Annotated in this window: 22 protein-coding genes and 4 pseudogenes; 22 read left to right on the top strand and 4 right to left on the bottom strand. The window is 59.3% G+C overall.

Translation table 11 applies throughout. The annotated features are described in order from the left end of the window. Positions 1–28: 28 nt before the first annotated feature. A pseudogene (locus tag AC1DZP_RS32200) lies at positions 29–365 on the bottom strand (short-chain fatty acyl-CoA regulator family protein); the annotation flags it as partial. Here AC1DZP_RS32200 and AC1DZP_RS32205 point away from each other — a divergent pair. From AC1DZP_RS32205 to panD, 3 genes and pseudogenes are all read left to right on the top strand, one after another. After that, positions 361–1,179 (top strand): annotated as a pseudogene (locus AC1DZP_RS32205) (aminotransferase class III-fold pyridoxal phosphate-dependent enzyme); the annotation flags it as partial. The pseudogenes AC1DZP_RS32200 and AC1DZP_RS32205 overlap by 5 nt on opposite strands. After that, positions 1,176–2,159, top strand: coding sequence for a beta-ketoacyl-ACP synthase III (locus AC1DZP_RS32210; protein WP_477307976.1), 984 nt, complete (start codon positions 1,176–1,178; stop codon positions 2,157–2,159). The pseudogene AC1DZP_RS32205 and the gene AC1DZP_RS32210, both read left to right, overlap by 4 nt. A gap of 47 nt (positions 2,160–2,206) precedes the next feature. Then, positions 2,207–2,659, top strand: coding sequence for an aspartate 1-decarboxylase (gene panD / locus AC1DZP_RS32215; RefSeq protein ID WP_477307978.1), 453 nt, complete (start codon positions 2,207–2,209; stop codon positions 2,657–2,659). A gap of 764 nt (positions 2,660–3,423) precedes the next feature. On the opposite strand, the gene AC1DZP_RS32220 is transcribed toward panD, so the two are convergent. Continuing rightward, on the bottom strand, positions 3,424–4,548 hold the full coding sequence (locus AC1DZP_RS32220; RefSeq protein WP_477307980.1) for a 2Fe-2S iron-sulfur cluster-binding protein: 1,125 nt from the start codon (positions 4,546–4,548) through the stop codon (positions 3,424–3,426). Positions 4,549–4,721: 173 nt separating this feature from the next. Then, positions 4,722–4,940: a hypothetical protein gene (locus AC1DZP_RS32225; RefSeq protein WP_477307982.1), complete on the bottom strand. Its 219-nt coding sequence runs from the start codon at positions 4,938–4,940 to the stop codon at positions 4,722–4,724. A gap of 87 nt (positions 4,941–5,027) precedes the next feature. Here AC1DZP_RS32225 and AC1DZP_RS32230 point away from each other — a divergent pair, with 87 nt between their 5' ends. The 10 genes and pseudogenes from AC1DZP_RS32230 to AC1DZP_RS32275 all read left to right on the top strand — a co-directional run bounded on the left by AC1DZP_RS32230 (position 5,028) and on the right by AC1DZP_RS32275 (position 14,462). Further along, positions 5,028–5,339 (top strand): zinc-binding dehydrogenase, encoded by a 312-nt coding sequence (locus AC1DZP_RS32230; RefSeq protein ID WP_477307984.1) that lies wholly within the window; start codon positions 5,028–5,030, stop codon positions 5,337–5,339. Next, complete coding sequence (locus AC1DZP_RS32235) at positions 5,332–5,457, top strand: hypothetical protein (protein ID WP_477307986.1); 126 nt, start codon at positions 5,332–5,334, stop codon at positions 5,455–5,457. Before AC1DZP_RS32230 ends, AC1DZP_RS32235 begins: the two co-directional genes overlap by 8 nt. 742 nt (positions 5,458–6,199) lie before the next feature. Continuing rightward, entirely contained in the window at positions 6,200–7,465 is a 1,266-nt protein-coding gene (locus AC1DZP_RS32240) for a M20 family metallo-hydrolase (RefSeq protein WP_477307988.1), read from the top strand. 61 nt (positions 7,466–7,526) lie between these two features. Then, a complete protein-coding gene (locus tag AC1DZP_RS32245; RefSeq protein WP_477307990.1) occupies positions 7,527–7,697 on the top strand; it encodes a hypothetical protein in 171 nt (56 codons plus the stop codon). Positions 7,698–8,191: 494 nt separating this feature from the next. After that, complete coding sequence (locus AC1DZP_RS32250; RefSeq protein WP_477308016.1) at positions 8,192–8,275, top strand: hypothetical protein; 84 nt, start codon at positions 8,192–8,194, stop codon at positions 8,273–8,275. Between the two features lie 162 nt (positions 8,276–8,437). Beyond that, the gene (locus AC1DZP_RS32255) at positions 8,438–9,892 is read left to right on the top strand and encodes an NAD-dependent succinate-semialdehyde dehydrogenase (protein ID WP_477307992.1); all 1,455 of its coding nucleotides are present in this window, start codon (positions 8,438–8,440) and stop codon (positions 9,890–9,892) included. A gap of 14 nt (positions 9,893–9,906) precedes the next feature. After that, positions 9,907–10,968, top strand: a complete 1,062-nt coding sequence (locus AC1DZP_RS32260; protein ID WP_477307994.1) for a tartrate dehydrogenase — start codon at positions 9,907–9,909, stop codon at positions 10,966–10,968. Between the two features lie 489 nt (positions 10,969–11,457). After that, positions 11,458–11,640, top strand: coding sequence for a hypothetical protein (locus AC1DZP_RS32265; protein WP_477307996.1), 183 nt, complete (start codon positions 11,458–11,460; stop codon positions 11,638–11,640). 389 nt (positions 11,641–12,029) lie between these two features. After that, positions 12,030–12,596 (top strand): annotated as a pseudogene (locus AC1DZP_RS32270) (DUF3991 domain-containing protein); the annotation flags it as partial. A 206-nt stretch (positions 12,597–12,802) separates the two neighbouring features. Next, positions 12,803–14,462, top strand: a pseudogene (locus AC1DZP_RS32275) (ParB N-terminal domain-containing protein). Between the two features lie 182 nt (positions 14,463–14,644). Here AC1DZP_RS32275 and AC1DZP_RS32280 read toward each other — a convergent pair. Next, positions 14,645–15,493, bottom strand: a complete 849-nt coding sequence (locus tag AC1DZP_RS32280) for an IclR family transcriptional regulator (protein WP_477308018.1) — start codon at positions 15,491–15,493, stop codon at positions 14,645–14,647. A 108-nt stretch (positions 15,494–15,601) separates the two neighbouring features. On the opposite strand from AC1DZP_RS32280, the gene AC1DZP_RS32285 reads away from it, so the two are divergent. The 9 genes from AC1DZP_RS32285 to AC1DZP_RS32325 all read left to right on the top strand — a co-directional run bounded on the left by AC1DZP_RS32285 (position 15,602) and on the right by AC1DZP_RS32325 (position 24,219). Further along, the gene (locus tag AC1DZP_RS32285) at positions 15,602–16,633 is read left to right on the top strand and encodes an ABC transporter substrate-binding protein (protein ID WP_477307998.1); all 1,032 of its coding nucleotides are present in this window, start codon (positions 15,602–15,604) and stop codon (positions 16,631–16,633) included. Between the two features lie 159 nt (positions 16,634–16,792). After that, entirely contained in the window at positions 16,793–17,881 is a 1,089-nt protein-coding gene (locus AC1DZP_RS32290) for an ABC transporter ATP-binding protein (protein WP_477308000.1), read from the top strand. A 7-nt stretch (positions 17,882–17,888) separates the two neighbouring features. Beyond that, complete coding sequence (locus AC1DZP_RS32295; RefSeq protein ID WP_477308002.1) at positions 17,889–18,764, top strand: ABC transporter permease; 876 nt, start codon at positions 17,889–17,891, stop codon at positions 18,762–18,764. Beyond that, positions 18,761–19,579 (top strand): ABC transporter permease, encoded by an 819-nt coding sequence (locus AC1DZP_RS32300; RefSeq protein ID WP_477308004.1) that lies wholly within the window; start codon positions 18,761–18,763, stop codon positions 19,577–19,579. The genes AC1DZP_RS32295 and AC1DZP_RS32300 overlap by 4 nt, the downstream gene beginning before the upstream one ends. A 49-nt stretch (positions 19,580–19,628) precedes the next feature. Further along, entirely contained in the window at positions 19,629–20,480 is an 852-nt protein-coding gene (locus tag AC1DZP_RS32305) for a creatininase family protein (RefSeq protein ID WP_477308006.1), read from the top strand. A gap of 211 nt (positions 20,481–20,691) precedes the next feature. Then, positions 20,692–21,489, top strand: a complete 798-nt coding sequence (locus AC1DZP_RS32310) for an SDR family NAD(P)-dependent oxidoreductase (protein ID WP_477308008.1) — start codon at positions 20,692–20,694, stop codon at positions 21,487–21,489. A 45-nt stretch (positions 21,490–21,534) separates the two neighbouring features. Next, entirely contained in the window at positions 21,535–22,710 is a 1,176-nt protein-coding gene (locus tag AC1DZP_RS32315) for a CaiB/BaiF CoA transferase family protein (protein WP_477308010.1), read from the top strand. After that, complete coding sequence (locus AC1DZP_RS32320) at positions 22,682–24,019, top strand: thiamine pyrophosphate-binding protein (protein WP_477308012.1); 1,338 nt, start codon at positions 22,682–22,684, stop codon at positions 24,017–24,019. The genes AC1DZP_RS32315 and AC1DZP_RS32320 overlap by 29 nt, the downstream gene beginning before the upstream one ends. Next, positions 24,016–24,219, top strand: coding sequence for a thiamine pyrophosphate-dependent enzyme (locus tag AC1DZP_RS32325; RefSeq protein ID WP_477308014.1), 204 nt, complete (start codon positions 24,016–24,018; stop codon positions 24,217–24,219). The genes AC1DZP_RS32320 and AC1DZP_RS32325 overlap by 4 nt, the downstream gene beginning before the upstream one ends. Positions 24,220–24,441: the final 222 nt, after the last annotated feature.

Here is a 24,441-nt window from a genome sequence, read left to right on the forward strand (position 1 = left end):
GCCGCAAGATGGTCTCAAATCTGGTAGATCACGAGATCTGATAAGGCAAAATCCCTCGGCGCTGGTGATCGATGCTCAACCGGCTCTTGAGCGGTGGAACAGCCCGCTGGGGGCAGCTTGTGCGTTCGCAGATACGGCAAGAAATGCCAATTGGATCGAAGGCCGCGCGATTAGAAAAGTCGAGGCTATCGGCATAGACGAAGCCCCTTGCGTAGGCGACTTCGCAACCCAAAGCGATGGCGTAACGTCGCTGCGGAGCGTTAAATCCGCCACTGCCTTTTGTAATTTCTGTAGCAATGCTCAAATAGCGTGCGCCATCGGGGGGTCTCGGCGAGTTGGCGGATAATGCGCCCTGGCGTTTCGAAAGTGTTCAACGCTGCCTACGAGCCGCTGCTGTTCGAGGTCGACACCATCCCCTTCCCGGCCGCCGGGCGCGAGCAGGAGACGCTGGATAGGTTCGAGGCGGTCTCCCGCGACCGGCACGCCGCCGCGCTGATCGTCGAGCCGCTGGTGCTTGGCGCCGGCGGCATGCTGATGTATCCGGCCTGGGTTCTCACCGAGTTGAAGAAGATCGCCGAGGCCTCCGGCACGCTGCTGATCGCCGACGAGGTGATGACCGGCTGGGGCCGTACCGGAACCATGTTCGCCTGCGAGCAGGCATCCATCTCTCCGGACATACTGTGCACCTCAAAGGGCCTGACGGGCGGTGTGATCCCGTTGGCCGCCACGCTTGCGACCGATGCCATCTTCCAGGCCCATTATTCGACGGATCGCAAGAAGACCTTCTTCCACTCGAGTTCCTACACCGCCAATCCGATGGCCTGCGCGGCCGCACTCGCCAATGTCGAGATCTGGCGTGACGAGCCGGTGGCCGAGCGTATCGCGGCCCTGAGCGCGAGACAGACCGCCGGGCTTCGGCGCTTTGGCGACAATCCCTACTTCGCCGACAGCCGGGCGACCGGCACGATCGGAGCCCTCGATCTGCGCACCGGCTCCGCCGGATACCTGGCCGAGATCGGGCCGAAGCTGCGCGCTTTCTTCCTCGAGCGCGGCCTGCTCGTGCGCCCGCTCGGCAATGTCCTCTATCTCATGCCGCCCTATTGCATCACCGGCGACGAACTCGACGGGCTCTATGACGCCATCGAGGAGGCCGGCGAACGCTTCGGCGCCAAGCCGTGAACAGGTCGTCGCGCCTTCTCGGGTTCGGCCATCATGCGCCGGCGCGCAAGGTCGAGAACCCGGAGATCGAAAACAGTCTCGGGCTCGAGCCCGGCTGGATCGAGCGGCGTACCGGCATTCGCTCGCGCTTCTGGGCAACGGACGAAGACACGCTGTCGGGCCTTGCCGCGCAAGCCGGCGACATGGCGCTGGCGAGCGCCGGCATCGAGCGTGGCGACATCGGTCTTTTGTTGCTTGCCACCTCGACGCCCGATCACCTCTTGCCGCCCAGTGCGCCGCTGGTCGCGCATCGGCTTGGGCTGGGGCGTGCGGGCGCGGTCGATCTGACCGGCGCCTGCGCCGGTTTCATCTATGCGCTGATGTTCGCGGACGGCTTCACCCGCCTGCATGGCAAAGCAAGCCTTGTCATTGCCGCCAACATCCTCAGCCGCCGCATCAATCCGGCCGAGCGCGCCAGCGCCGTGCTGTTTGCCGATGCCGCCGGCGCCGTGGTGATTGGTCCCGGCAATGACCCGGACAGCCGCATTCTCGGCGCATCGGTGGATTCCGACGGCTCGCGCTACGGGCTGATCCAGATCCCCGCGGGAGGAAGCAACAAGCCGTTCCATGGCGACCTCGACCTCGGGGAAACCCGGATGACGATCACCGACGGCCGTGAAGTGTTCGGCAAGGCCGTCGAGATGATGACCGCCTGCTCGCGGGATGCGCTCACTGCCGCCCGGATGCAGCCGCAGGACATCGATCGGTTCGTGCCGCATCAGGCCAACGCCCGCATCTTCGATGCGGTCGGGCGAAACCTCGGCATTGCGGATCAAGCAATCGTCAAGACGATCGCCGCATATGGGAACTCTTCTGCCGCCACGATCCCGCTGTCGCTCTCGCTGGCCAACCGGACGAAGCCATTCCGACCTGGTGAGAAGATCCTGCTGGCGGCGGCCGGTGCGGGTCTCAGCGGCGGTGCGCTCGTCGTCGGAATTTAACATGGCGACCGGTCGCTCCGAGTCGGGCAAGATAGGAAACGAAACCAATGCGAAAAATAGTCGCCGGCAAGCTGCACGGCATCCATGTCACTGAAGCGAACCTCAACTACCACGGTTCAATAACGCTCGACCCGGACCATTGCGAAGCAGCCGGGATCTTGCCGATGGAATTCGTGGAGATATGGAACAAGAATTCCGGTGCGCGGATATCGACCTATGTCATTCTCGGCGAGCGCGGCTCACGATGCTGCATCCTGAATGGAGCGGCTGCCCGCACCTGCCAGCCCGACGACCAGATCATTATCTGCAACTCCATCTACCTGGACGAGGCGCATATCACCTCGTTGAAGCCGCGGATCGTCACGTTCGACCAGGATAACCACATACTCGATCGCCTGAGCTACTCCGTCGATCTCGACGCTAGCGGCAGATACAGTTTCTCGATCCTTGACGAGGCGAATGAGGCTTTGGCCATTCCTGCGCTGGTCTCCGGCGCATGACTTCACAGCATTTGCCATGATGTGCTGAGCCCGGTTCACCGAGCTTGGAATGCCTAGAACTTTACCTTGGCGAGCTAATCTACCCGTTGAGGTGGTCACTCCGAGGATTTCGGCATAAAACGCCATGCAATCGCGCGGTAACCTCAGCGCATTGACGCGTCATTGTCGCCCGTAGTCTAGATCTTACTGCGTGCTGTTGAGTTTGCGGCGACGGTTTTCTGGAAGTTGTGGAGGGCGACTTCCAGTGCGGAGAGAAGCGGCTTGGCAGGTTGAGTTCCTCCCGGATGGGCGCCATGGCCTGGACCTGGGTCCAGGGTCCGTCGTCCTCGTCGAGAACCTGCTTCCAGTAGATGGTGTTCTCGTCGCGCAGCTTCTTGAATTCCGGGGCGGTGGCCGCATCGCCGATGAAGTAGGTGCGGGAGGTGTAGTGGGTCAAAGTAGGCCCGCGCGGCAACTGCAGAGACGCGGACATATACACACCTGGCTTATATGACCGAACGGGGCAAGCTGGCGCCGAAGCCGGCCAAAGTTGTGGTATTTTGCAGCATATGCAAGACGCCAGTGAAATCATTTCCAAGCAGCAACTCGGTCCGACTGTTGTCATCATGTGAAAATGAGCGCGCGATTGTCAGCCCCCGCGCCGGGGCGTCTGACAGCGACCCATGTCAGGGCTAATGCCGGCAAATCGGGGGTATGATCTCGACGGGGAACGCGGTTGTCGGATCATGCTCGACAGCGAACGCTTTCATCATTGCTGAACGCGACTAGGACGCGGGCGTCCAGAAGACGTCCGCGTGGCAGTCCTGCCGGGCGAGACCAAGGTCCAATAACGACTTACGGCATGTCTCGATCATGATGGGTGGACCGCAGAGGTAGGCCTTCATCCCCTCGCAACTGGTCAAATCCTGCCTGATAGCGTCGGCGAGAAAACCGTTGCGGCTGGCAGTTTCGCCGCTCGGGCTTGACAGCACGATCTGTGGCGCATCCCAGCCCAGATTCTTGCAAAGATGGGTGATCTCAGCTTCGCAATAGACATCTCTTTCTGACCGAACGCCGAAAAAGACATAAGCGGTTCTTGCAACCTGCTCACGGCTGAGCCAGCGGATCATCGACAGGATAGGTGCCAGCCCTGAACCTCCGGCACAGAATACTATTGGCCCAATATGCTGTTTGCGCAGATATGCCATGCCTTTTGGGCCAGCGATGATGGCTTCGTCGCCTGGCTTAAGGTCGGCATAGAGGTGTGGGCTGACTCTGCCGCCGGGAACCGCCCTTATGTGAAATTCCAGGAGGTTTGAGGTTGGCGTGTTGGCGAAGGAGTAACTTCTCGGCGGATGCTGGGAGAATTGCACATTGGCATACTGGCCCGGAGCAAAGTCGAAGGGACGGCCGTCCTTCGTCACCATTTGCACTAAAGCGATGTCATGGGTGACCCGCTCGATGGACTGCACTGTTGCTTCGACCGAACGAAAGGCCGCAGCAGGCGCTTCTTCTCGGTCAAGCAGGGCAATTTCGCAATCGCTTCGCAGCATCGAGCGGCAACCCAGAATATAACCCTGTTGCTTCTCGTCCTCGTCGAGGGCGACATCCAGATACTGCTTCATGTCCACGGAACCGGAGATGAGAGCGCATTTGCACTCGCCGCAAACTCCGTTTCTGCAGTCCGAAGGATAGTCGTGCCCGGTGCGTATCGCCGCTTCGAGAATTGTTTCGCCGTCTTGTACGGCGATCTCGTCCGCAAATTGCTGCACGATAAGTTTGTAGGGCATCTCCACGATCCAATATTGGCAGGCAGATTCAATTTCGCGGGGACGCGCAAAAAAGCTCTGCGCCCCTGCTGAGCAAGAGCCGACGTTGCGACTGAACGCAATTTGAACAATGCGAAGCAAGGTTTCGCTTTACCCGATGCAGCCTTGCCTCGGCGGAGATGACTAAGCGGTCGACAACACGTGGAGCGGCCGTTTGCCCGAACTTGATCAAGCTGTCGGCCAAAGGCATCGCCGCTTCTCTTGCCTACTAGCCTGGTACACGAGGCAGTGGGAGTGGTTGCGGATCTGATTCCTCAGTAGAGGCGTTTAAGATCGGCGATTGGGTCGCATATATGGGCGCGGGCCCAGGAGCCTACGCGAAATTCAGGGCCATCAACGCCGAGAAGCTGGTTGCCCGTTCCTGTGGCCTTGCGGACGAGGTGATCGCCGCCCACTTCTTCAAAGGTTTGACTGCGCAGTATCTGATACAAAAAACGTTCCCCGTGTGAAATGGGCATCTGGTGCTTCTGCACTCCGCTGCCGGCTCCATACGGACAATTTGGGGCAGTAAGCTTGGGGCAACCGTCATTGGGACGGTCGGTTCGGACGAGAAATGTTCGTTGGCGAAAGCCAACGGATGTGCGTTCGCTGTCAACTATTCGAGAGACTGGGAGCACGAAATTCTCGCATGGACCGGAGGTACCAAGGTCGACACAGTCTTCGATTCAATATGCAAAGACACATTGCTGTCTTCGCTGGATCTGACCACTCCTTTCGGACCTGTCATTGTCTTTGGTATGGCATCCGGACCGGCCCCGGCGATCGATCCGGAACTCTTGAACCGCAAAAGGCTGTCTCTTGCTGACGAGGCCTTCCATTTTTCCGCACAGCGCGGCAGCGGCGCAATTTCGGGAGACGCCGCAAATGTTTAAAGCAATGTCGGACGGAATGTTCGATACCAATTCCTACTCCTGGTTCGACTTGACCAGGTTCATGATCATGATCTGCATCGGGCCATCGAAGCGCGCGAGCTATCCGGCCCTGCTGTGATGATTCCCCAAATTCCCCAAAGCACGTATCGGGACTGTCGCACAGTTTGTAGCTCGATCGGGCGCCACCTGCTTGGCAAAATGACTTACCTCCAGAATACCATGACGGCCTGGTTTCCCACCCGGCGGCATCCGAACCAAGGTTCGCCCAAATCCGATTGAATGTACCCGAACTTGGGGCACAATGTTTTCCCAACAACAACGACCAATGGGAACAAGAATGTCGTACAAGGTGAAATTCGGTTTCGTCGCTGCGATCGCGCTGGCCGGCGCCTCAGGCGGCCGCGGCCGACAGCATCACGGTTGCGGAATGCGGCGGCGCATCTCAAGCCGCTGACCGCGCTGCGCTCTTCGAGCCGTTCAACAAGGAAACCGGCATCAAGGCCGTCGACGACGTATGGTAGGGAGACCTTTCGACGACCCTTAGCAAAGGTGCAGACGAAATCCTACAAATGGTCTCCCGTCAGAGCAGTACAGCGCTCGTCAAGCGGCAGGCGCGATTGCGGGTCCATGCCCCGAGATCGACCTGCGTGATCTCATCTACAAGGATCTACAGATGTGGGGGTGGGAAATCTGCGGGCGAGCACCTTCGCCGCGCTGGTCGGCTATATCGAAAGCGCTGAGATCAAGCCGCTCGTCGCAAGGACGTTTGCCCTGAGCGGCGCATGCCGAATTCGTTTCAAAGAAGCATGTCGGAAAGATCGTTATCAAGATCTAGCTCCGAGATTAAGGGATTGTCACAAATGCTTACTATTGACGCGCAGCGATTCATGGGGCGGCACGAGTCGCTGGCAAAGTGGGGGGCGACTGGCAAAGGAGGCGTCAATCGTCCGGCCTTGAGTGCCGACGAGACGGGGGCAAGACGAGAACTTCTCGACTGGGCAAGGAAACGCGACTTCGCGTGCTGCGTGGACCCGATCGGCAACCTTTTTGTCCGGCGCCAAGGGAGGTCGGCGAATGCCCTACCCATTCGAATGGGTTCTCATCTGGACAGTCAGATACCTGGCGGCAATTATGACGGTGTGTACGGGGTTCTCGCGGCCTTCGAGGTGCTTGAGACGCTGGAAGACAACGCAGTCGCAGTCGATGCCCCGCTAGAGTTGGTTATCTGGAACAACGAAGAGGGGTGTCGCTTTTCCCCTACGACCATGGGGTCGGCGGTTCATGGTGGCTCCCTGTCCCTGGACCAGGCGCTGTCGGCCGTCGACAGAGAGGGCATCACCGTTGGCCAGGCTTTGGAACGAAGCCTTTCGGCTCTTGGATCGCTGACGCCAGTCGACCTCGGATCGCCCTGCAGCGGCTATATCGAAGCGCACATTGAGCAGGGGCCAGTGCTCGAGGCACAGGGTCTTTCGATCGGTGTTGTTAGCGGTATCCAGGGCATTGCGCAATTCGTATTCGAAGTTGGGGGCGAGGAGGCGCATGCAGGGACAACCCCCCGGGACAAGCGTAAGGACGCGCTGCGCGGGGCGATCAATCTCGTCGAAGAGTTGGCCTCGGCAATCGAGCACGACGATGATGTGCGCTTTACGGTTGGAAGGTTCGAGGTCGCGCCGGGGGCGATCAACACCGTCCCCGCCAAGGTGGTCTTCACGCTGGATCTTCGACATCCCAACAGTGAAGAACTTGCACGCCTGATCCAAGTCGTCTTGGCAATCTGTTCCAGTCCGCGGCGCATCTGTGGCGTACAATGCAGGCAGGTCCTCAATTCTCCACCGGTCCAGTTCGACGCGGCGGTGACGTCGATCATAGCGGGGTCGTGCTCAAAAGCGGGCATCGAGACGATGACGCTGCCATCTGGAGCAACCCACGACGCCAAGCATATGGCGGAGCTCTGCCCGTCAGGCATGATATTCATCCCGTGCCGGGACGGCATCAGCCACAGCGATCGTGAACATGCTAGCGCGCCCGATATGATCCAGGGCGCCAACATTCTGTTGGTGTCCATCGTTCGGCTAGCCGACCTGATAAGTGTCGGCGCTTCCGACCAAAATCACGAACGCGTCTAGCTGAGGCCGTGGTCAGCTGGAGCGTTGCTGCAATGGTGCGCTCTACGACATACATCACGGTATGACCAATGGCGTTTTTCCTGCCCTATGTGATGATCGAAAATCGCTCAGCGGCCCGCGCCGCGACGAAATTGTAGAGATGGCGATCATCGATGCGTACGCGCCTGTTGAACTGACACGGGAGCTGGCACTGGAGATATTCGATCGCACCCTTGAAGTGCGCCTCAACTGAGCTGTCGAGAGAGGCTCGTCTGGCACGGTGAGGAAGCTCCGTTTGCGGCAGGTGATGAACGGAGGCGCGACTGACAAGGCATAGCGCAACAGGTGGGGACGGCAGCCAAATCGATATTTTAGGTTGTCCGACGGCTCTACTTGAAGAGTGCAAGCCACATGATGGGCCGCTCTAGTTTGGAGCCGAAGTTTGGTTCGTTAAACGACAATGGTCAGGCTGTTGGGGGGAGCGCAGTATAGGCAGGCGGAGATGATGGCGGGTGGGGACTGTGGATTGGCGAGCCGGCCTCGTTGGCAGGCTCGCTCGTCACGAAGGAATGGAGGCATGAATGCTCATGACAGGTCGGGTTTGGAAGCTGATCCGCTCTGGCCCACGAAATCGAGAGCGACCGCAGCACCAACCTTGCCGACGGCCTGCCGGGGCGGGCCGCCGGCTGGGTGGGCGTCGGTTACGCCAGCGACATCCCCAACCCCGGTGACGTCGTTCCCGTCAGCGTGGCCGGATACGAGCTCATCCTGGTGCGGCTGAAGGACGGCAGCATCAAATGCAATCATGACATCTGCCGTCACTGCGCATGAAGCTCGTCAGGACAAGGGTAACGTAAGGCCGCCGAAGCATTCTCCCACCCCCGCTCCGTAAGGGAGAGGGCCGTCCGGCCGCCGGCTTCATTGGCGCAAATGTCTTTCTCGTAGCTACGCCTCACCAAAATACAAACTACAATTTCGAAAGAGGACTAATCAATGAGTTCATGGAGCGATTTCCGCCGCGATCAGATCCTGGTGGGAGGTCAGTGGACGTCGGCGGACGATGGCGGGACGCTCGAGGTCATCGATCCAGCAAGTGGCGAAATCATCGGCACCGTCCCCAATGCCGGTGCGGCCGAGACCAGACGAGCGATCGACGCCGCCTCCGCAGCGTTCGCCAGTTTCAGCCAGACGACCGCAGCGGTCAGGGCGAGAATGCTCCGCGATCTTTCGACGGCACTTCTCGACCACCAGGATGCACTGGCCGAACTTCTCACCCGTGAGCAGGGCAAGCCGCTTGCCGAGGCCAAGGGCGAGATCGCGACAGGTGCTGCCTACATCCAATGGTTTGCTGAGGAGGCTCGGCGCGTCTATGGAGACACGGTTCCTTCGCCATGGGCTGACCGTCGTATTCTGGTGACGAAGAGCCCGGTCGGCGTCGTCGGCGCCATCACGCCCTGGAATTTTCCGTCTTCGATGCTGGCCCGAAAGATTGGCCCTGCCCTTGCCGCGGGATGCACAGTCGTTGCCAAACCAGCCAGCGTGACGCCCTACTCGGCGCTCGCCTGGGGCGTGCTTGCCGAACATGTTGGTATCCCCGCAGGCGTCATCAATATTCTGACGGGCAGCGCGCGCGAGATCGGCGGCGAACTGACCTCAAATCCCCTCGTGCGCAAGATTACCTTCACAGGCTCCACTGATGTTGGGAAACTCCTGCTCAAGCAGGCTGCCGAAACCGTCAAGAAGGTTTCGATGGAACTCGGCGGCAACGCCCCGTTTCTGATTTTTGACGATGCCGATCTTGACGGTGCGGTAGCGGGCGCCATCGCCGCCAAGTTCCGTAATGCGGGTCAGACCTGCGTCTGCACCAACAGGCTTTATGTGCAGGCTGGTATCCACGATCGATTTCTCGAAGCTTTTGCTGCCGCAACGCGGACGCTTGTTGTTGGCTCTGGACTGGAAAGCGGTACGACTTTGGGTCCGTTGATCGACGATGCCGCTGTGGTCAAGGTCGAGGCGTTCATGAGTGATGCACTTGCCAAGGGTGCCAGCGTTATCACCGGTGGCAGGCGGCATTCGACAGGCGGACGCTTCTATGAGGCGACGGTTCTAGCCGATGCGAATTCGACCATGGACTTTGCACGCGAAGAAATCTTCGGCCCCATAGCGCCTGTCTTCAAATTCGAGACCGAGGATGAGGCCGTTCGCCTGGCGAATGACACCCAGTACGGGCTGGCCGCCTATTTCTACACGCAGGATCTCGGCAGGGCTTTTCGTGTTTCCGAGCGGCTCCAATACGGCCTTGTCGGCGTCAATGAGGGCTTGATCACCTCGGAGGTCGCACCGTTCGGAGGCTTGAAGGAATCTGGCGTCGGCAAAGAGGGATCGAAATACGGGCTCGATGACTATCTGGACGTCAAATACGTTTGCGTCGGCGGTCTCGGTTTGTAGTCGGAGACAAGACCATGAAAGACTATAAGATCGCGCTCATCCCCGGAGACGGCGTCGGCGTCGATGTGACCGATGCCGCATGGGTCGTCCTTGACGGTGCGGCCAAAAAATTCGGCTTCGGCCTCTCGCCGCGGCGCTTCGACTGGTCGTGCGACTATTATCTGAAGCATGGCCGCATGATGCCGGAAGACGGCATAGCGACTTTGAGGGCTTTCGACTCCATTCTGCTGGGCGCCGTCGGCTGGCCAGCCCGGGTGCCAGATGCGGTTTCCCTGCACGGGCTGCTGCTGCCAATCCGCAAGGCATTCGATCTCTATGTGAACGCGCGACCGCACAAACTTCTCGCCGGGACGACGGGGCCATTGAAATCGGAAACCTTCGACATTCTGTGCATCCGGGAAAACACCGAGGGTGAATACAGCGGCGCTGGCGGGCGCATCCACGGCGGAACGCCGGATGAAGTAGCCGTCGAGACCTCCATTTTCACACGTCGGGGTGTCGAGCGGATTTTGCGATACGGGTTCGAACAAGCACGCAAACGTAGCGGTCGGCTCGCCTCGGTTACAAAATCAAACGCCCAGAAGCATTCGATGGTGTTCTGGGACGAAGTGACCGACGAACTGGGCGCAGACTATCCTGATGTCCAGGTAACCCGCTATCATGTCGACGCAATCGCAGCCCGTTTTGTAATGAAACCGGAGACCCTTGACGTCGTTGTCGCCTCAAATCTTTTTGGTGACATCCTGACCGACCTTGGCGCAGCCATCCAGGGTGGCCTGGGCTTTGCCGCGTCAGCCAACATCAATCCAAAGGGCGGCGTACCATCGATGTTCGAACCGGTTCATGGCTCCGCCCCTGATATCGCCGGCAAGGGAATCGCAAATCCTATCGCCACGATATGGAGTGGCGCCTTAATGCTGGAACACTTGGGTGAGCGGTCAGCCGCGTCTGCAATTCTTGCGGCCATAGAGAGCGTCACGTCACAAAAGAAAATCCGGACTCCTGACCAGGACGGCAAGTCTTCGACCACCGACGTTTCACTCGCTGTCCTGGCAGCGCTCGACCGATCCGCCTAAATCGAACAGCCTGCTGTGAGCAGGTTCAAAAACAACTTACAAATCGCCTAATTTATCCAGGCAGCTGCCACGCGGCCCACAGAGGAACCGCGGACACTGGGCGTTCGTGCTCTGCGCCGCAACGATCCCTAACGCACTCCGGCTCGTTTCCAGCATATCCCGAGTTCGGCCGCCGATCCCGCTCATGTCCTTGACGCCGGTGGGGTCGAGATCGAGGATGCTGTGAGACGTGTGTGCGACCGGTACAGGTTTTGCCCGGCGAGTGGACCGATGGCGCGCCAGGTTTCTCCGGCTCCTGACAAAGCCGCCCCGCTCTCTTGTATGCTTGCCTGGTCCAGGTCCTGGCCTTCCACGATCAACCCGCAAGGGGTTCGCTACGCCTGCGTGCGACCGCTGCGACTTCGCCTTCGCGGTGATCGCGCCCAAGCCCTGAACACGACTTGCGCCTGTCCAGCGGGGATGGACCTCGCCCAAGGACGGAAGCAAACGATGTCGCACAATCTCACCCTAGCTCAGGACCACGCCTTCAACCTCGCGCGGATCCTGATGGTTCCGGTGACGCTCTTTCAGGTGGACGGAGAGTTCGGCGTCATGGTGTCGAGCAAATATGACGGTGAGGAAGACACGGTGGTGCATGAATTCGACCCCTTCGAATGCGGACTGGCTCACTGAGCCGGATGCGGAGCTGCCGCTGGCGTCCGGAAGAGCGAAGGGAAGCTTCGCCACAGGCAACACCAGCCAGATTGGCCAGATTGTCACCCGCGCCCCCTTCGCGGAAGGTCCGTGGGCTTGGCCTGCATTGCCGGGAAATTGGAACTCCAAGAAAGAAGGGCCGGATCGGCGCCGATCGGGCGTGCCATCGATCGGGAATGGAGGGGACGGGATCGCGCGCCTGGGACAGCCTCGCCCAAACTGGAGCGGTCGGCACGAAGAGCCGATGAGGCCTTTTACCCGCTTAAGGGCCCCGGCAAAAGCCAACGTCTCTCCAAATGGCCGACGAGCGGACAAGCGCAGCGCATCGATATCCTTCCTTTCCATGATTTTTCCACGGAACGGCGTCGCCATCGCAAGGCTCGCCCACATGGCGCTACCTGACCGAGTTCCGGGCGATCCCGGGTGCGATCCTCGCGGTGGCCATGCGGCTGGGTCTGCTCCGGGAAGGCCCGCGCGGCAGCATGTGGGCAAAACATGTCGACAACGCAGGCGGCGTCATTGGCTGGGAGGAGCGCGGGCCTGAGTGGCGGGGCTTTGCCACGGCGGTTCGAAGCAGCTGTTCAACTTCGGACCAGTCGGCGCGGCTCGTATCGCCATCACGGAAGCGGCGATCGACACCATGAGCCTGGCGGCGCTGGAAGCCCCTCGCGAGGACACGGTCTATGCCAGCACGGGCGGCGGCTGGTCACCAGCGACCGCGGCAATCCGCGCTTTTTCGATCCGGGCAGGGATGATGCTGGTCGCGGCGACCGACGCCAATGCGCAGGGCGAGGCCTTTGCCCACCGCATCCGACACGATTGCAAGGGAAGGAGGCTGCGATTTCGGGCGCCTTAAGCCGCGCTTGGAGGACTGGAATGAGGACTTGAGAAAAAACGGGAAGGAAATCTCTCCTCGCATGCGATCGGTTCGGTGACGCTGACGCTCAATCGCGCGTCTCGCGATCCCGGCCGCGTCGCCCTTCGCAGGGCTGTGAGCCCCGCTTGGGCGCCGGACGGGGATGCTCGCCCGCAATTGCACCGGCCCGATCGCGCTGCGGGCCGGGGGATGTCTTGGAGAAGAAGACGGAAAAGGACCACTGGCCAGGCCTGGTCCGCAACCCCGGAAATGGAGAAGCATCCCATGGAACTCATGATGGTCGATCCGCGCGCGCTAAAGGAGAATCCCGACAAGACGCGCCGCACGAAATCCACTCCTCAGTCCGACGCCTTGCTGCTGGCGACGATCAAGGCAGTCGGCATCATCCAGCCACCGATCATCCTGCGCGAGCAGGGCGGTGGCAATGGCAACACCATCCATTTCGGCCATCGTCGCGTCGCGCAGGCGATCGCAGCCGACCTCATGGAGATACAGGTTCTCGTTGCCAAACAGGACGAAGACCGCGACGCCATGCGCGCGCTCATCGAAAACGTGGCCCGCGATCACTTAACCCAGTCGATCTGTGGCGTTCGATCGAACGCCTTGTCGCGCTCGGATGGACCGAGGAATCCATCGCGCTCGCGCTTGCGCTGCCAGTGCGACAGATACGCAAGCTGCGCCTGCTCGCCAACGTCCTGCCCGCCATGCTCGACCAGATGGCTAAGGGCGACATGCCGAACGAACAGAACCTGCGCACCATCGCTTCGGCCCCCGTTGAAGAACAGTCCGAGGTTTGGAAGAAGCACAAGCCGAAGAAGGCGGACCCACAGGTTGCGTGGTTCGATGTTGCGCGTTCTCTAACCAAGACGCGAGTGTTGCCCGGCATGCGAGCTTCGGTGAAGATCTCGCCTAGGCCTACGGCATCGTGTGGCAGGAGGATCTGTCCTCATCGGCCGATGAGGACAGCCGCTACACGACCGATATAGAAGCGTTCTACGTGGCGCAGCAGGAATGGCTGGCCAATAACCTGCCCAAGCGGGGTTCGATCGTCGAACTGGGCGACTATGGCCAGCCGAAGCTCCCTCCAAAGGCCGAACGGGTCTATGGGAAGCCCGGCAAAGGCGATCATACCGCCTAGTATGTCGATAGCCGGACGGGCGAAGTCCAGTCGATCGCCTTCCGTATGCCGGAAGCTAAGAAGGCAAAGGACAAGACGGGTTCGGGCAGCATCGCTGTTGCGGCAACGCAGAGACCGGACGTGACCCGCAAGGGCATGGAGATGATCGGCGACCTTCGCACCGATGCGCTGCATGAGGCATTCGCCCGCGCGCCGATCGAGGACCACACGCTGGCGCTGCTCGTTCTGGCGTTCGCCGGCACGAACATCTCCATCGCCAGCGGCTCTTCCGACAATCCTTATGCACACGCAGACTGCAACGCGCATGCCGCGCAGCTGATCGGCGAGGACGGCAAGCTCAATCCCGACCGGGAGACGCTGCAGCAGGTCGTGCGCTCTGTGCTGATCGACGTGTTGTCGTGCCGGGAAAACCGGTCCGCCAGCGGTATCGTCGCGCGGATCGCCGGCGAGGCTATCGGCGCGGACGCCTTCCTGCCGAACATGGGCACGGACGATTTCCTCTCGTGCCTGTCGCGCGCAGCACTTGAGGCTTCGCTGAAGGGCACGACGGTCGCGCCGCGCGATCGCGTGAAGGACATGCGCGCGGCCCTGGTCGAGCATTTCGCGGGAGGCCTCTTTGTTCATCCAGCGGCTCTGTTCGCGCCGAAGCTGGAGGCGATCACCTACTGGGTGGCGACGCACTCGGCGTCCGACGCCGGCCACGCGCTCGGCGATGGCGCGGCGCAAGACCTTAACGAACTGGATGGCGACCAGTCGGACGCCACGGCACAGGACCATCCCGCGTGATGGCAGCAGTGTTCGCCGGCTTCGTCATCATGGGCGTGGCGTTGGGTGGAGGATGGCTCCTACAGCGGACCCCATCGCCGCTCGAAACGACACTTCCACCCCGATCAGGCGGCTGGCTTTATGCGCGCGCGTGCGTTGCTTATTTTGCCGGGAAGGACGATAGCCCAAACTCGCGACAGCTCCTATTCATCGTTATTGAAAAGCGCCGATATGAGGAGAGACAGCTCCGCCGCCATCCGTTTCACTACTTCAAGTATGAGCGCTTCTTGCTGATCCGCCAAAAGGCTAGATTCAAATCCTATCATCCCCGCAGCAAAGGCGAGTTGGTTCCCCGCCACTTGAACCGGACAAGCGAGCGCAAAAACGCCTTCGTCGAATTCATCTCGACATGTGGCAAAACCCAGTATCCTCACCCTCTCGACTTCTCTGCGAAGCTCGGTTGGATCGGTGATAGTGGCGGGCCTATACCGCCGAAAATGGCCAGTTCCGAGGTATTCTTCCCGTTTGTCAGGACTCATGCCGGCGAGAAAAAGCTTCCCCGACGCAGTGGCGTGATAGGGCGCATCGGTTCCGAGCAAAACCAGCGAATTAGGCGTTTTCTCTGGGATTACCTGGACGGCCGTCACGATCCTGCGTCCAGTAGTGCGTGTCAGAAAAACCACCGCATTGAGCTCGTTGGCAGTGCGCTGCAAAACTGGGCGGCAGACGCTACTCAGATCTTCGCGGGTTACGCCAAAATCGAGCAGACCATACAGTCGCGTCCCTAGGCGGTAACCGCCGTGTCGAGCGCCTTCGAGAAATCCGACCGCCACTAGCCCTCGAACCAATCGATGCGCAGTTGCCAGCGGCAGGCCTGTTTTTTGGGTGATCTTCGCCACCTCAAGACCATTCGGTCCCGCACCAGCTACCACCTCGAGGATTGCGGCCGCCCGGGATAGCGGTTCAGGCGGCTTATTCGTTTCTTTGCTAACTGGTCTCTCGGATCGGCTCAAACTGCTGTCCCTTCCATCCAATTGTGACTTGCCAACCATAACGCTGCCTGTTACGAATTCAATTGTCAAAATATGAGATAATTCTCGAAAAACGAGAATCCCCACCGGTGCACGCGACGTTAGCGCCACAATCAATGGGAGAATGTCATGTACAGAACTGCTCTGGTTGCATTCGCCGTCGCGGCTGCGGCGTGTTCCTTTTCTGTCCACGTCGCGAGCGCTGAGGATACAGTCGCGATCGCGAATCAGGGAGGTGGCTATGGCGACGCCATGTGGAAGGCTGTCTGGGAGCCGACTGAAAAAAAACTTGGGGTCCCGATCAAGCAATACTCGCTAATCGGATTGTCAGATGTTCGAGCGCAGGTGTCCGCGAATGCCGTCCAGTGGGACATTGGCGAGGCCGAGGTTAGTGAATGTGCGATGGGTGTGAAGGAAGGCCTATTTGAGCCGTTGGACTACAAGGTCATTTCCCCGAAAGGTTATCCGAGTGAGGCGATCAACCCCAACTATATTAACGTCAATACCGCATCATATGTTCTAGGCTGGAATACAAACACCTTTGGCTCGAACGGCCCGAAAAACTGGGCCGATTTCTGGGATGTAAAGAAGTTTCCAGGCAGCCGCGCGCTACGAAACTCCCCCGGCCCAAATTTGGAAGCTGCTCTCATTGCGGACGGCGTGCCTCTCGATAAGCTTTACCCGTTGGACGTGGATAGGGCCTTCCGCAAACTTCAGGAGATAAAGCCCTCCATAACTGTGTGGTGGACCACCGGGGCCCAAGCTGCCCAGCTGGCCAAGGATGGCGAAGTCGACATGCTGTCGATTTGGAGCAATCGTATGCAGGGCGCCATCAACGACGGGGCTAAAGCCGAATTCACCTATGCAGGCGGTGTTCTGAATCCGGATTGTTTCTTTGTTCCGAAAGGGGCGAAGAACCGCGATTTGGCGATGAAGGCGCTCGCGATTGCGGTTTCGCCGGAGGTGCATGCCAATATCGTAAAGTACTTGCCTATTTCTCCGGTAAGCGAACAATCGTACCAATTTATCGATCCCAAGAGCGCGAAGACGCTGCCAACCTCCCCTGAAAATGCTGCAAAGCAGGTTTGGATCAACGCGGAATGGTGGGCCGAGCACGGCCCTGAGGTGAATGAACGCTGGACCGCCTTCCTGCAGAACTAGCACTCGCCGGTAGCGGCGGCCCGTGGCGCGGGCCGCCGCAATCTGAAGACCTGTGGGTCGTGAGGTGCCTGGGCGATGTCCTCCCCGCAACTAGTCAGAAATGAAAGTTGCCGCGAGAACCATTCCCTCTCACGCCGACCTCCAAGGGAGCCAAATAATATGGAAAGCGGCACGTCCTCCGGACTCTCGATAACCGTCAGAAATCTGAACAAGGCGTACGGGGCTCACACGGCCTTGGAAGACGTTAATCTGGAGGTTCGGAGCGGCGAACTGATCACACTGCTCGGCCCGTCTGGATCGGGCAAGACCACATTTCTGATGACGTTGGCAGGCTTCGTGCGACCTTCCACAGGAAGCATTCTATTCGGTGCCCAACAAGTTGCCGCATGGCCGGCCCACAAGCGAAATGTAGGAATGGTATTCCAAAGCTTTGCCCTGTTCCCGCATATGACGGTGGGTCGAAACATTGGCTACGCTCTTCGGGCCAGGGGGGTCTCGACAAAGGAAATAGGTCGGAGGGTAGACGAAGCCCTTGAGCTTGTTCGCCTTTCCGGTTTGCAATCTCGACGTATTGATCAACTCTCAGGAGGCCAGAAGCAGCGCGTCGCACTCGCCCGAGCTATCGTATTTCGACCTAAGATCTTGCTAATGGATGAGCCGCTCTCCGCTTTGGATAAAAATCTTAGGGAGATGATGCAAGTTGAAATTCGCAATCTGCAGCGCGATCTCGGGATTACGACAGTCTCAGTGACTCACGATCAAAGGGAAGCCCTGTCAATGGGAGATCGGGTCGCCGTGTTCAACGCCGGTCGCCTCATTCAGGTCGATACGCCAGAAGCGCTCTACAACCATCCTTCTACTGGTTTTGTCGCCAGCTTTCTGGGCGAAACAAATTTGGAGCCGGTCGAAATTGAAAACTCTGCAGCGTTCTACCGCGGTCAAAGATTGAAATTGTCTGTCCCATTGCCGACAAGAGCCTCCCAACAGAATTTCTTGGTCCTGCGTCCGGAAAGAGTGTCAATACTGGATGATTTCAATTCAGATAAATATAATTGCTTCCGCGCCCGGGTGAAGGAAGTCGTATTTCAAGGGGATACCATCCTCGTAAACGCCGTGCTCGAATCGGGAACTACAGTAGCGATAAGGAAGTCTTCGATTTCGCCGTCAAGTGCAGCCGGGATGGAGGTCAATTCCGAAATTATCATCGGCCTGCACCAGGACAATACTATCATTGTATCCAAGTGTTGAGGCGTCCATGAGCACCGATATCAACGTGCACGACCTTAAGCGAGCAGCTTCTCGTGAAGGTCTTCTGCGGTTCGCGCTGACCACGCCCGCATTGCTGGTTGTGTTGGGCGTCTGCGTCCTGCCGGTGCTGTGCCTATTCTGGCTTTCATTCACCAATACGAGCGGCTTCACCCTGTCTAACTATAGCCGCGTCTTGGGAAGCTACGCATATCTCCAGGTTTTCTATTCCACGTTCTTCATGGCGGCTACGATCACGCTGGTCGTCGCAACGTTAGGCTTTCCTCTGTCATACTATATTGCCGGGCTCCCAAGGCGCTCCGCCGCGATATGCCTAGGCATTGTCTTAATTCCGCTCTGGACCTCGGTGCTGGTCAGAACATACGCGTGGCTCGTCATATTGCAGCGAGCGGGACTGATCAACAAGCTGCTCATCGGTTCCGGCATAATAGATCATCCGCTACAGCTGGCTTACAACCGGAGCGGCACTGTGTTGGCCATGGTGCACATAATGCTCCCGTTCTTCGTGCTTCCAGCATACTCGGCTATCAAAGCAATAGACAAAGATTACATTCGTGCGGCGGCCAGCCTTGGGGCTGCGCCCACCCGCTCTTTTTGGACCGTCCTTTTTCCTCTCGCACTGCCTGGCGTATGTTCAGGTGCCCTACTCGTGTTTGTCTATAGTCTCGGCGTCTACATCACCCCCGCCATCCTCGGAGGAGGGCGGGTAATCACAGTTGCCATGAAGGTAGAACAGAACGCGTCAATGTATTCGGACTGGGGCGCGGCGTCGTCGCTTGGCTTGATACTGCTTCTCCCAACGCTGCTGATCTATTTTGGAATCGTAAGACTGACAAGTCGTCAGCAAAGGAGTTTTGAGGAATGATCCGCGAGGCGCATGGAATAGCTGGTTCCAGCACTCGGGGTTTGTGGTTGGACATTGTGGCCTGGACCGTAATGTTGTTCCTACTAACGCCGATATTTATAACCATTCCGATGTCGTTCTCGGACTCCCAGTATCTGGCGTTCCCCCCGGAAAAGTGGTCGCTGCGTTGGTACAGGAACTTCTTTGGCTCAAGTGAATGGATGGACTCTGCTTGGGTCTCAGCCCGCGTTGCCTTTTTCACTGTGGTGCTTGCGACACCACTCGGTACCGCTGCGGCCTATGGCCTGGATGGTGTCAAGGGTAAAAGAGCCGACTTGATGCGGGCCTTGCTGACAATCCCGATGATTGTGCCTGTCGTGATCATAGCAATAGGGGTGTTTTATATATTCGCCTGGATCGGTCTGGTGAATACGATCACGGGCTTGGTGGTAGCGCATACTGTACTGGCGATTCCCTTTGTGTTCCTCATCGTAACGTCTGGTCTGGCACAATTTGACAGAGAATTGGAGTTGGCTGCCGTTAGCCTTGGGGCCAGCCGCTGGCGGGCATTTTTCACGGTTACTCTGCCACTCATTCAACGATCGATTTATGTTGGAGCACTAGTAGCGCTCGTGACGTCACTCGATGAAGTGGTGGTTTCGCTGTTTATCTCCTTTGGAGAATATTCGACGCTCACAAGGCGAATGTTCAGCTTTTTGCGCGACCAGGTCGATCCCACGATTGCTGCGATTTCAACGATTTTGATTGTCACAACTACTCTCGTAGTTGTTTTGGTGGTTGCGTTTTCAGGCCGCGACCATCTTCAGGGCGATTAGAAGAGCCTGTGCAAGTCTCAAAAACCTCATACGATTCAAGGAGAGAACCATGTCCGCGGATTACTTTAGACTTCGTAGCCCTGAGATCGCTGCGGCCGTCCGTAGCGACAGTCCGGTGATGATATGTTTGGGGGCGATCGAGCAGCATGGCGTGCATTTGCCCATTGGAACGGACACAATTCAGGTTGAAGGACTGGCCAGGAAGGCTCGGGAGATCCTTCGCGATAGGGGCGTCGAGATGTTACTGGGGCCGACCATTGCGTTTGGGCCGAGACAGTTTTTGGCTGAAGCCCCTCATGATCACGTCGGAACGGTGGCCATCTCAAGCGGCCTCTTCCAGGCTTTGATCAAGGAGATTTCCAAGGAGTTGATCCGACACGGTTTTCGCCGTCTTTATCTTTTGATCGGCCATGCAGAAAACGATGCGCCGGCACAACTTGCGGCGAAGGAACTAAACGAGGAGACAGATGCCGTTGTCACGACCATCAATTGGCCCATGGTCAGTGGAAGGTTGAACAAGGGCAGCGCTGTGTTTCCCTCAGCCCAAGGGCATGGCGGAGCTGGGGAAACTTCAAGGATGATGGTGCTTCTGCCTGACTCCGTCGACCTGCCGTCAGGGCGTGCATTCTATCCCAAACAATATGAGGCATCCTATGAAGGCGCTGGGTTGCCCTACGTCGGCGGCGCGGTTGGACGGTACAAGCAACCCTCGGATAGCTTCTCTCAGGAGTTTGTAGGCGTTATTGGTACGCCCGAGGAATCGACGGTGGAAGCAGGCGTCCGGCTCATCGATATGATCGGTACCTGGATCGCCGATGTTGTCGCATTCGAAGAGTCCATATGGAAAGGACATGGGGGTGGGGCGAGCTCCTCTTCGACTGATGGACGTACCCGTCGTTGATCTCGTTTCGGGGCCGGTATTGGGCGATGATATCGGGAGCCGGGGCACGTGCTCTTGCACCTGAGCCGAAAGCTCGGCACCGGGCCTCGGATAACCCCTTTCTAATGTGTGTGAAGCGGCCCACTGCGTCGCCGTGGCAGACCGCGTGCTCGTGTCGCCGGGGGTCGGGACGACGAACTGTGGCGGTACCGAGAGCGGCCATCGCGCAGGCATGAGTGAATATCAGGCAGGAGAAAATTTGATGAGAGGACTAAAAGGAAAGGTCGCTGTCGTTACGGGCTCGGGCGGCAGTATCGGGCGCGCCAGTGCACTGCGATTCGCGGCCGAGGGAGCGCTGGTGGTCGGCAGCGACATTGCGGCGGAGGGAGCGGCAGAAACGGTTCGCCAAGTCGAAGCCGCAGGTGGATCGATGATTTCGCTTCACCCTTGTGATCTGACCAAGAAATCCGAATGCGAGCGCGTCGTCACGACGGCTGTAGATAAGTTCGGCAAGGTCGACATCCTTTTTAACAACGGTGCCATGGCCTATTTCGCTTGGATCGCTGAAATGAATGACGATACTTGGAACAATACCATTAACGAGGAACTAAATCTCGTCTTCCTACTTACCCGTGCGGCCTGGCCGGAACTGGTCAAAACCAGCGGCTCGATCATCAATGTCGGATCAATCTCCGCGTGGCAGGGACTCCAGTTGCTGCCGGGGCTCGCTCACACAGCCGCGAAGGGCGCAGTGGTATCCATGACTCGGCAGTTGGCGATGGAGGGTCGCCTTCACGGCATTCGCGCCAATAGCGTATCGCCAGGAACGATTGAGACCAACCAGAGTCGGTTCAAGCCCGGTGACCCCGGATACTCCGAATGGTGCCAGATCCAGCTCGGTCGCGCCATGATGAACCGGATCGGCCGGCCCGATGAGGTGGCTGCGGCAGTGGCGTTCCTGGCGAGCGACGATGCATCCTACATCACCGGCGTCGACCTCGCTGTTGACGGCGGAATTCGTGCCTGGTGAAAACGCGTGCGACCCGGCTGCGCTTTCGAGCAATCACGGTGATCCATGACTGAGCCTCCGCTGAAAGGCATCCGCGTCATTGAACTCGCCCGCATCCTCGCCGGGCCATGGGCGGGACAATTGCTGGCCGATCTCGGCGCCGACGTCATCAAGGTCGAAAGCCCCGATGGCGGCGACGACACCCGCAAATGGGGCCCGCCCTTCGTCATGAGCCATGACGGCGAGAACCTGTCGGCCGCCTATTACCATTCCTGCAACCGCGGCAAGCGCTCCATCGCTGTCGACTTCTCGACGCCCGAAGGTGCCGAGACCGTGCGCAAACTGGTGGCGACCGCCGACGTGCTCATCGAGAACTTCAAGCTCGGCGGCCTCAGGAAATACGGGCTCGACTACGAGAACCTGCGCAAGATCAACCCACGTCTTGTCTATTGCTCGATCACCGGCTTCGGTCAGGATGGGCCTTACGCACCGCGCGCCGGCTACGATTTCATCATCCAGGCCATGGCCGGCATGATGTCGATCACCGGCGAGGTCGGGCGCGAGCCGCAAAAGGCCGGCGTTGCCATCTCCGATATCTTCACCGGCCTCTATTCCGTCATCGCCATCCAGGCGGCGCTTCGCCATGCTGAAAAGACCGGCGAAGGCCAGCACATCGACATGGCGCTGTTCGACACCCAGATTTCGGCCCTCGGCAACCAGAACCTCAACTACCTCGTCTCCGGCAACTCGCCGGTGCAGATGGGCAATGCGCATATGAACATCGCCCCCTATGAAGTGGTGCCGGTCAGGGATGGCCATATCATCCTGGCGGTTGGCAATGACGGCCAGTTCGCCAAATTCTGCGCCGCCGTCGGGCTCGACGATTTGCCCTCGAACCCCGACTTCGCCACCAATCCGGCCCGGGTCGCCAACCGGGCAAAACTGCGCGAACGCATGATCGAGGCGCTGAAGATTTTTGATCGCGACCCGCTGCTGGCAAAGCTGGAGGCGGCAAGCGTGCCGGCCAGTCCGATCAACAATATCGGCCAGATGTTCGCCGATCCGCAGACCATCGCGCGCGGCATGCGGCTCGACCTCGACGACGGCCACGGCAATCTTTTGCCCTCGGTGCGCGCGCCGATGGTCATGTCCGGCACGCCGCTGGTCTATGAGCGCCCCTCGCCGCGCCTGGGCGAACACACCGAAGAAATTCTTGCTGAGCTGGAGAGATCAGGACAATGAAGACCGCGGACAACTGATCGTCGACGCGCTCGAAGCCAACGGCACCGACCGCATCTATTGCGTGCCTGGCGAATCCTACCTCGCCGTGCTTGACGCGCTGCACCATTCTGAGATCCGCACCATCGTCTGCCGCCAGGAAGGCGGTGCCGCCATGATGGCCGACTGTCAGGGGCGGCTGACCGGCAAGCCCGGCATCTGTTTCGTCACCCGCGGCCCCGGCGCCACCAACGCGTCCGCCGGCATTCACATCGCCATGCAGGATTCGGTTCCCCTCATCCTGTTCATCGGCCAGGTCGCCAGCCACGCCAAGGAGCGCGAGGCTTTCCAGGAGGTCGACTACAAGCGCTTTTTCGGCGACATCGCCAAATGGGTGGTCGAGATCGACGATGCCGCGCGCATCCCCGAACTGGTCACCCGCGCCTTTGCGGTGGCGACCTCGGGCCGCCCCGGTCCGGTGGTCATCTCGGCTGCCGGAAGACATGCTGACCAGCCTGGTCGAGGCGCCAGCTGCTTTGCCGCACACGCCGGTCGAAACGCGGCCGGGCGAAGCCGAGCTCGACACGCTGGAAAAGCTGCTCGGCAAGGCCAAGCGTCCCTTCGTCATCCTCGGCGGCACGCGCTGGAACGAGGAAGTGGTGGCACGCATGCGCACCATCGCCGAGCCTGGTCGCTGCCGGTCGGCTGCTCCTTCCGCCGCCAGATGCTGTTCGATCATCTCCACCCGAACTATGCCGGCGATGTCGGCATCGGCATCAACCCGAAGCTGGCAACGGCGATCAAACCGGCCGATCTGGTGCTGCTGATCGGCGGCCGCATGGGCGAGATGCCGTCCTCCGATTATACGTTGCTAAAAAGCCCCTATCCCGACCAGACGCTGGTCCATATCCATGCCGATGCTGCAGAGCTCGGCCGAGTCTACCGGCCGACGCTGGCGATCAATGCCTCGCCTTCCGCCTTCGTCGAAGCTTTTGCCAGGCGCAAGCCGTCCGGCGAGCCGGCATGGGCGGCTGAGACACCAAAACTGCATGCCGCCTATCTCGATTGGTCGACGCCGCCCGAAAGCGGTCCCGGTTCCGTGCAGATGGGGCCGATCATGAATTACCTCGAAAAGATGCTACCCGACGACGCCATCCTCACCAATGGCGCCGGCAACTATTCCACCTGGGTGCATCGCTTCCACCGCTTCCGCCGCTTCGCCACCCAAGGTGCGCCAACCTCAGGCTCGATGGGCTACGGCACACCGGCGGCGGTCGCCGCGAAAGAGCTGTTCCCGGACCTCGACGTCATCGCCTTTGCCGCTTCCTCATGAACGGTCAGGAATTCGCCACCGCCGTGCAATACGACCTGCCGATCATCGTCATCGTCGTCAACAACGGCATTTACGGCACCATCCGCATGCATCAGGTTCGGACAATGGAGAGGCATCGAACGAAGAATGTTGGGGCAATCCGCGCTTGCCGTCTTTTTCGATTGGTGGCTTTTGCGGGTAAGTTAAAGCGCCACGACTAAGTATAACAATCTTACCATCACCGTTAACAGCGATTTTCCGATAGATGAGCGGCCCGCAATCGATATACCGCTGGCCGTCTGATCATACACTTGAAATCCCTTGATTCAAAACGCCTGCAACCCGGTCTGCGCCCTTCCGAGGATCAGCGCGTGCACATCATGCGTGCCCTCATAGGTGTTGACCGTCTCCAGGTTCTGCGCGTGGCGCATGACGTGGTAGCC

The sequence above is a fragment of the Mesorhizobium sp. P2_F8 genome, from assembly GCF_056403655.1.